The 6,904-nt window shown below is 28.6% G+C and carries 7 protein-coding genes and 1 pseudogene; 1 reads left to right on the forward strand and 7 read right to left on the reverse strand.

The genetic code is table 11. The features are described from left to right. Positions 1–96: 96 nt before the first annotated feature. The gene (locus tag JG677_RS06355; RefSeq protein ID WP_200169912.1) at positions 97–1,542 is read left to right on the forward strand and encodes a DASS family sodium-coupled anion symporter; all 1,446 of its coding nucleotides are present in this window, start codon (positions 97–99) and stop codon (positions 1,540–1,542) included. Between the two features lie 34 nt (positions 1,543–1,576). Here the strand turns inward: JG677_RS06355 and trxB are convergent, their stop codons facing one another. The 7 genes and pseudogenes from trxB to JG677_RS06390 form a co-directional block, all read right to left on the reverse strand. Next, positions 1,577–2,515, reverse strand: coding sequence for a thioredoxin-disulfide reductase (trxB, locus tag JG677_RS06360; RefSeq protein WP_200169913.1), 939 nt, complete (start codon positions 2,513–2,515; stop codon positions 1,577–1,579). A 125-nt stretch (positions 2,516–2,640) separates the two neighbouring features. Then, complete coding sequence (trxA, locus tag JG677_RS06365; RefSeq protein WP_200169914.1) at positions 2,641–2,955, reverse strand: thioredoxin; 315 nt, start codon at positions 2,953–2,955, stop codon at positions 2,641–2,643. A gap of 51 nt (positions 2,956–3,006) precedes the next feature. Continuing rightward, positions 3,007–3,345: a YraN family protein gene (locus tag JG677_RS06370; protein WP_200169915.1), complete on the reverse strand. Its 339-nt coding sequence runs from the start codon at positions 3,343–3,345 to the stop codon at positions 3,007–3,009. Beyond that, positions 3,345–4,598 (reverse strand): homoserine dehydrogenase, encoded by a 1,254-nt coding sequence (locus tag JG677_RS06375; protein WP_200169916.1) that lies wholly within the window; start codon positions 4,596–4,598, stop codon positions 3,345–3,347. The genes JG677_RS06370 and JG677_RS06375 overlap by 1 nt, the downstream gene beginning before the upstream one ends. Further along, positions 4,595–5,803, reverse strand: coding sequence for an LL-diaminopimelate aminotransferase (locus JG677_RS06380; protein WP_200285767.1), 1,209 nt, complete (start codon positions 5,801–5,803; stop codon positions 4,595–4,597). The genes JG677_RS06375 and JG677_RS06380 overlap by 4 nt, the downstream gene beginning before the upstream one ends. Before the next feature lie 8 nt (positions 5,804–5,811). Beyond that, a complete protein-coding gene (locus JG677_RS06385; protein WP_200169918.1) occupies positions 5,812–6,615 on the reverse strand; it encodes a hypothetical protein in 804 nt (267 codons plus the stop codon). Continuing rightward, positions 6,609–6,904 (reverse strand): annotated as a pseudogene (locus JG677_RS06390) (hypothetical protein); the annotation flags it as partial. The pseudogene JG677_RS06390 and the gene JG677_RS06385, both read right to left, overlap by 7 nt.

The raw sequence follows: 6,904 nt of genomic DNA on the forward strand, positions 1-6,904 counted from the left end.
TTAATAAATTATTTATTTTAAAATATTTAAAATATATTTTAAATATTTTAACTTTTTGTTAAAATGTAATATAAATAATTTTAAGAAGGAGAAATAATGTGGAAGCTGTTTTTACCTATTATAATAGCTGTAGTATTTTATTTTATACCCACTCCGGAAGGATTGAGCAACAATTCTTGGCTTTATTTAAGTATTTTTATTGGATTAATTATAGGTTTAATGCTAGAACCTATTCCACCGGCATTAATAGGAGTTATTGCTATAACCTTGGTTGTTATTTTCAAAATAGGTCCTGTAGGAAGTGATAAAAGTATTATAAGTGATAGTGCTGCCATAAAATGGGGATTAAGCGGTTTTTCTGACTCTGTTGTTTGGTTAATCTTTTCCGCTTTTACCATAGGTCTTGGTTTTTCAAAAACTGGATTAGGTGAAAGAATAGCTCTTTATCTTGTTTCAAAACTCGGTAAATCAACTTTAGGCTTAGGATATGCTATTTGTATAGTTGATTTTATTTTAGCTCCTTTTATTCCAAGTAATGCAGCAAGAAGCGGAGGGACAGTTTACCCTATAGTAACAAATATAGCTCCTATGTTCGAAAGTTATCCTGATAAAAATCCTAGAAAAATAGGTTCATATTTAGTTTGGATGGGTTTAGCAAGTTCGTGTGTAAATAGTTCAATTTTCCTAACCGGACAAGCGCCTAACCCTCTTGCTCTATCTTTAATTTCAAAAAATGGTATTGAAGTTGTAGATTGGCTTGGATGGTTTTTATCCTTTCTTCCTGTTGGAATTGTTATATTTCTTTTAACACCTTTACTTGGATACTTTGTATATCCACCAGAAATTAAAGGTTCAAAAGAAATAGCACAATGGTCAAATGAAAAATATAAAGCTTTAGGAAAAATGGATAAAAAACAAATTTATATGATTATAGTTGCTTTAATCGGTTTGATTTTATGGGTTGGAGCTAGTTTTTTTAAAATCAATGCTACAACAACAGCTTTAATAATGATTATTTTAATGATAGGTCTTAAAATAATTACTTGGCAAGACTTTTTAGCAAATAAAAGTGCTTGGAATACCTTAATCTGGTTTGCTACCCTTATTACTTTAGCTAGTGGGCTTAAAAATATGGGAATATTAGATTTTTTAACAAATAATTTAGGCAAATATTTACTTGGTTTTTCTCCTTTATTTGCAAGTATTTTATTGCTTTTGCTTTTTTCATGGCTTAGATATTTTTTTGCATCTGGGACAGCTTATGTAACTGCGATTATTGCTATTTTTGCAAGTTTAGCAGGACAAATTCAAGGAGCAAATGCTCAAGAAGTAATGTTAATTCTTGCTTTAAGCATGGGATTTATGGGTATTATTACTCCTTATGGAACAGGGTGTTCGCCTCTATGGTTTGGAAGCGGGTATGTAAAAGGAGCTAAATTTTTCCTACTAGGAGGAATATTTGCTTGTGTATATCTTGCAATTTATATTATTATTGGAATACCTTGGATTAAATTTATAAGTACTTATCTTAATTTTCATTAAAAATTCTACCTCTATACGAGGTAAAATTTAAAAATTAATGTAAGCTTTCTACATAGGCTATTGCACTAAGTGCTGCAATAGCTCCATCACTTGCAGCACAAATAACTTGTTTTGGAGCATCTTTTCTTAAATCTCCTGCAGCAAAAAGCCCTTTAATATTTGTTTGCATTTTAAGATCAACGCTAACTTGACCTCCTTCTTCCATATTGCATAAAAATTTTCCATCATCTTGTTTTAAAATTTCATTACGCACATCAAGCCCAACAAAAGTAAAAATTCCGGGAATTTTTAAATCTCTGATATTACCATCTCTTAATTTAACCTTTACACCGCTAACACCCATTTTATCACCATATACTTCATCAATACTTGCACTTGTAATAAGTTCTATTTTCTCACTTTTTTTCACTTTTTCTATAGTAGAAGGCGCTGCTCTAAATTCATCTCTTCTATGGATAAGATAAACTTTAGAACAAATATTGGCAAGATATAAAGCTTCTTCTAAGGCTGTATCACCCCCTCCTAAAACTGCAACTTCTTTATTTTTATAAAAAAAACCATCACAAGTTGCACAAGTGCTTACGCCTTTTCCAAAGAATTCATCCTCCCCTTTAAAACCTGCACGACGTGGAGTTGATCCCGTACAAACAATAACTGATTTAGCTTGTTCTATTTTTCCATTTTCTAATTTTATATTAAAGCTACCATCATTATTTTTTAAAATTTGACTAACTCCAACCATTTCGTGTTTTAAACCAAAACGCATACATTGTTCATTCCAAGGAGCCATAAAAGAAATACCATCCATTATAGTAGCAACCCCAGGATAATTTTCTATTTCAGAGCTTGAGGTTATTTGACCACCTGGCATACCTTTTTCAAACATAACAACATTTTTTAAACCTCCTCTAGTTGCATAAAGCCCTGCACTAAGTCCAGCAGGTCCTCCTCCTATAATTGCTAAATCTAACATTTACATTCCTTTTTAAAAAAATTATTTTCATTATGATATAGAATTTTTTCTTAATATGTAGTTAATAAAAATTATTATTTAATATAAAATATAATTAGAAAGTCGCTAAAGCGACTTTTAGAAGATTAAAGTAAGGAATTAATTTTATCAGCAATAGCTTGCTTAGATTGTGCTCCAACTAGTTGATCAATTACCTCACCATTTTTAAAAAATATTAAAGTAGGAATTGATCTTACTCCGTATTCAGCAGCTAAATCACCTTGCTCATCTGTATTCACTTTACAAATTTTTGCCTTGCCTTCAAAATCATTTGCAAGCTCATCAATTACTGGTGCCAACATTCTACAAGGACCACACCAAGGAGCCCAAAAATCAACTAAAGCAACACCTTCTTTCACTTCTGAAAAATTTTCTGAAGTAAGTTCTATATATTTTCCCATAATTTCTCCTTTTTTTAAATTTATTGTATTTTAACTAAATAAAAAACTAACTTAAAAAGTTATATTTTCAATAAATTCTATTATATTATTTTTAACACAAATTAGATCTATTTGAAAATCATTATTTTTACGTGTTTTCAAAAAATAAAATTCTATTGTTTTAATGATTTTTTGACATTTTTTACGATTAATGCGCTCATAAACATTATAGTCATTTTGAGTAAATTTAACTTCAATAAAATGCAAAATATTATCTTTTAAGGCAATAATATCTATTTCACCAAATTTAGAATGAAAATTTCTTTCCAAAATTTGAAACTGCTGTTTTTTAAGAAAATCACAGGCTTTATCTTCTCCTTTGATACCAAGGATATAAGAAGATACGCCCATTAATCCTCTATACGCATCATAAAAGGTTCTTCTTTGACAAATTCTTGCTGTTTTAAAATTTTTAATAAATTTTGTATGCTCTTTTCATAAGTAAAATGCGTTGTAAAAAATATAGTAGTACAATTTTCATTATTTTTTTTAGGTTTTTGCAAAAAACTTTCAATAGAAATTAAATTTTGAGACATAAGTAAAGTAATTTTAGATAAGACTCCTAATTTATCTTCTACTTTAATTCTTAAATAATATTTTGTATATATTTCTTCTGGTTTTAATAGGTTAAATTCTAATTTTTCTTTAAAACCTAACATAGGAGTTTTAAAATTTCCTTTGGCTATATCCATTAAATCAGCAACAATAGCACTAGCAGTTGCCAAACCTCCAGCTCCAGCACCATAATACAAACTCTCTCCTAATACATCACCTACTATAGAAATAGCATTCATAACCCCATCAACTTTTGAAAGCATTTTATTTTTACTAATCATAGTAGGATGCACTCTTAATTCAATATTTGAATCTTTTAATTTAGCTATACCTAAAAGTTTTATAGTAAAATCAAATTCATTAGCAAAATACATATCTTCAGAACTTATATCTTTAATGCCCTGAGTTAAAATTTCTTCAGGTTTTATATCAAGATTATAAGCAAGACTAGCCAAAATTAAAAGCTTATGTGTAGCATCTTGTCCTTCTATATCAAAACTAGGATCAGCTTCAGCATAGCCTAATTCTTGTGCTTTTTCTAAAGCACTATTAAAATCCATTCCAACCTGCTGCATACAAGTTAAAATATAATTGCACGTTCCGTTTAAAATGCCTTTAATATTAATAATATTATTTGCACTTAAACCCTCTTTTAAAACTTTAATAATAGGAATACCACCTGCAACACTTGCTTCATAACCAAAAGCTAAATCTTTAGCTAATCTTTCAAGTTCATAACGATGATAAGCAAGCAAAGCTTTATTAGCGGTTACAACATTTTTCTTTCTCTTTAATAATTCACTAATGATTTCAAAAGGTTGCTTAATCCCACCCATTAATTCTACATATACATCAATATCTTTAAAATTTAAAATTTCATCTACATCTAAAGTAATAGGAATAAGAGCATCTTTTTTAATATGTCTTGCTAAAGCTATTACCGGAGTAATGCTTTGACCGCATCTTGCTTTTATAATTTTTTTATTTTCTATTAAAACTTTTGCAACATTGCTTCCTACTGTTCCATAACCTAAAATAGCAACTCTCATATATTTTCTTTAAAATATTTTTTAATATTTCTTGCAGCTTGACGAATGCGATTTTCATTTTCTATCAAAGCAATGCGCACATAATCATCTCCTGCTTCACCAAACCCAACCCCTGGACTTACCGCAACATTAGCATATTGTAAAAGTTGTTTTGAAAATTCTAGACTTTTTAAATGAGCTTTACTAGGTGGTAGCTTAGCCCATATAAACATACTTGCATTTGGTTTTACTAAATTCCAACCTATATTACCAAAAGCTTCTACTAAAACTTGCATTCTTTTTTCATAATTTAATCTAATATTTTCAACACAACTTTGATCGCTGTCAAGAGCTATAGTAGCTGCAACTTGTATAGGTGTATACATACCATAATCAAACCAAGATTTGATTTTTTTAAGAGCATTAACAAGACGTTGATTACCCACAACAAAACCAACTCTCCAACCAGCCATATTATAAGATTTTGAAAGAGTATAAGTTTCCACAGCAACATCTTTAGCACCATCAACCTCTAAAATAGAAGGGGTCTTATAAGATCCATAAGTCAAATCAGCATAAGCAATATCACTAATAATGTAAAATCTTTCTTTTTTTGCAAACTGAATAAGTTTTTCATAAAAACTTTTTTGCACTATTGTTGTTGTCGGATTATGAGGAAAATTAACAACCAAATATTTAGCTCTTGGTATGCTTTCAGTTAAAGTTTGTTCTAAATTTTTAAAAAATTGATTTTCATTAAGCTCAAAATTTTCATTATAGCAAATAGGCATTTTAACAACATTTCCACCTGCTATAATAAAGGCTTGAGTATGAATAGGATAAGCAGGAGTTGGAACTATAGCTGTATCACCAGGATTGATAATGGCACGAGCAAGATTTACAAAGCCTTCTTTTGAACCCATAGTAGCTACAACTTCATTTTCTGGATCTAAAATAACATTATATTTTCTTTTATACCAATTACAAATAGCAAGTCTTAATTTATAAATTCCAATAGAAGCTGAATATCCAGATGTTTTATCTTTATTAGCGCTTTCACAAAGTTTATCTATAATATGTTGCGGGGTTTTGCCATCTGGATTCCCCATTGAAAAATCTATAATATCCGCTCCCTTGCGTCTAGCAAGCATTTTTATTGCATTTACCTCAGCAAAAACATAATTTGGTAATCTTTCTATAGTATGAAAACGGATTTCATCAAACATATTTTTCCTTATTTTTTAAGATATATTTTTAAACCTCTTTTAATATTATCAAGATTATATACATCACTAATTATTACATATACTGATCCATCTGGAACAAATTCTGAAAAATGATTATTTTTTGTTTGACTTTTAATACTTTTGATTAAATTTAAATTTTTATCTAAAAATAAAATTTTTGGAAACCATTCATCAGTATCATTAGCATCTATTTTAAGTGAAGTGGCACCTTTTAATAAAACAATATAATCTTGCAAAGGTTTTTCTAAAAAAGTAGCTGTGTTTAAATTAACATTTGCATTGGTTTTTAATTTTACTTGATCAAAATTCAAATCATACTCATAGTCATTTAAACCTATTCTTTTTATATTATTAATATAGACAGAATTTTCTTTTAAAAGCCTATAAAATATTCCAGGATCTAGAATATATTGAGATTCTACTTGTATAGTATAATCAATATTTCCCTCTCTTAAAACCAAATCTGTTGGAATAAAATATACATAACCTGCATTATTTAAGGCATCATTAATAATTTCAAAAAATAAAATAAAATCTGTTTGTGCCTTAAAATTTAATCTCAAAGTTTCTGGAGTTGGAAGTATAAGATTGAGTAAAGAATTTGCTTTTAACATATTAGATATTTTTTCTATATCTAAATTACCTTGTGAATCTTGATAGTTTTGATTAGCAAACAAAAGCTCAAGCTGGGTTTTTTTACTTGAGGAATTAACAATATTTTTAGCCAATTCTAAAGAGGATATACCATAAGCTAAGCTGGTAAAAACTATCAAAAATAAAATTTTTACCATTCTTTTCCTTTATTAAGCTTTATAAAATCACTTAAAGTAATATTTGAGATCTTTCCGTCTTTAATTAAAAAGCGCTTTGAACCTCCTGCTGGAAATCTTTTTTCTTTTCCATCTTCATCTATAAAACTTAAAGCAGAAGCTCCCATTAAAACAAGCTGATCTTCTTTTAAAGAAAGATTAAAATCCTTATCTTTAACAAAACTAGTTTTTTTATAATTTTTAAGATTAATTAAACCAACCCATATTTTACCATCTGTCTTAAAAGTAACTTCATCTAATGGTTTTTCTT

This window comes from Campylobacter sp. TTU-622 (genome assembly GCF_016598965.1).
Classification (GTDB): Bacteria; Campylobacterota; Campylobacteria; order Campylobacterales; family Campylobacteraceae; genus Campylobacter_D.

Bases quoted from the DNA above. Each gene is read 5' to 3' on its own strand.
- JG677_RS06355 (WP_200169912.1), top strand. From the start codon at position 97: ATGTGGAAGCTGTTTTTACCTATTATAATAGCTGTAGTATTTTATTTT.
- trxB (WP_200169913.1), bottom strand. From the start codon at position 2,515: ATGTTAGATTTAGCAATTATAGGAGGAGGACCTGCTGGACTTAGTGCA.
- trxA (WP_200169914.1), bottom strand. From the start codon at position 2,955: ATGGGAAAATATATAGAACTTACTTCAGAAAATTTTTCAGAAGTGAAA.
- JG677_RS06370 (WP_200169915.1), bottom strand. From the start codon at position 3,345: ATGGGCGTATCTTCTTATATCCTTGGTATCAAAGGAGAAGATAAAGCC.
- JG677_RS06375 (WP_200169916.1), bottom strand. From the start codon at position 4,598: ATGAGAGTTGCTATTTTAGGTTATGGAACAGTAGGAAGCAATGTTGCA.
- JG677_RS06380 (WP_200285767.1), bottom strand. From the start codon at position 5,803: ATGTTTGATGAAATCCGTTTTCATACTATAGAAAGATTACCAAATTAT.
- JG677_RS06385 (WP_200169918.1), bottom strand. From the start codon at position 6,615: ATGGTAAAAATTTTATTTTTGATAGTTTTTACCAGCTTAGCTTATGGT.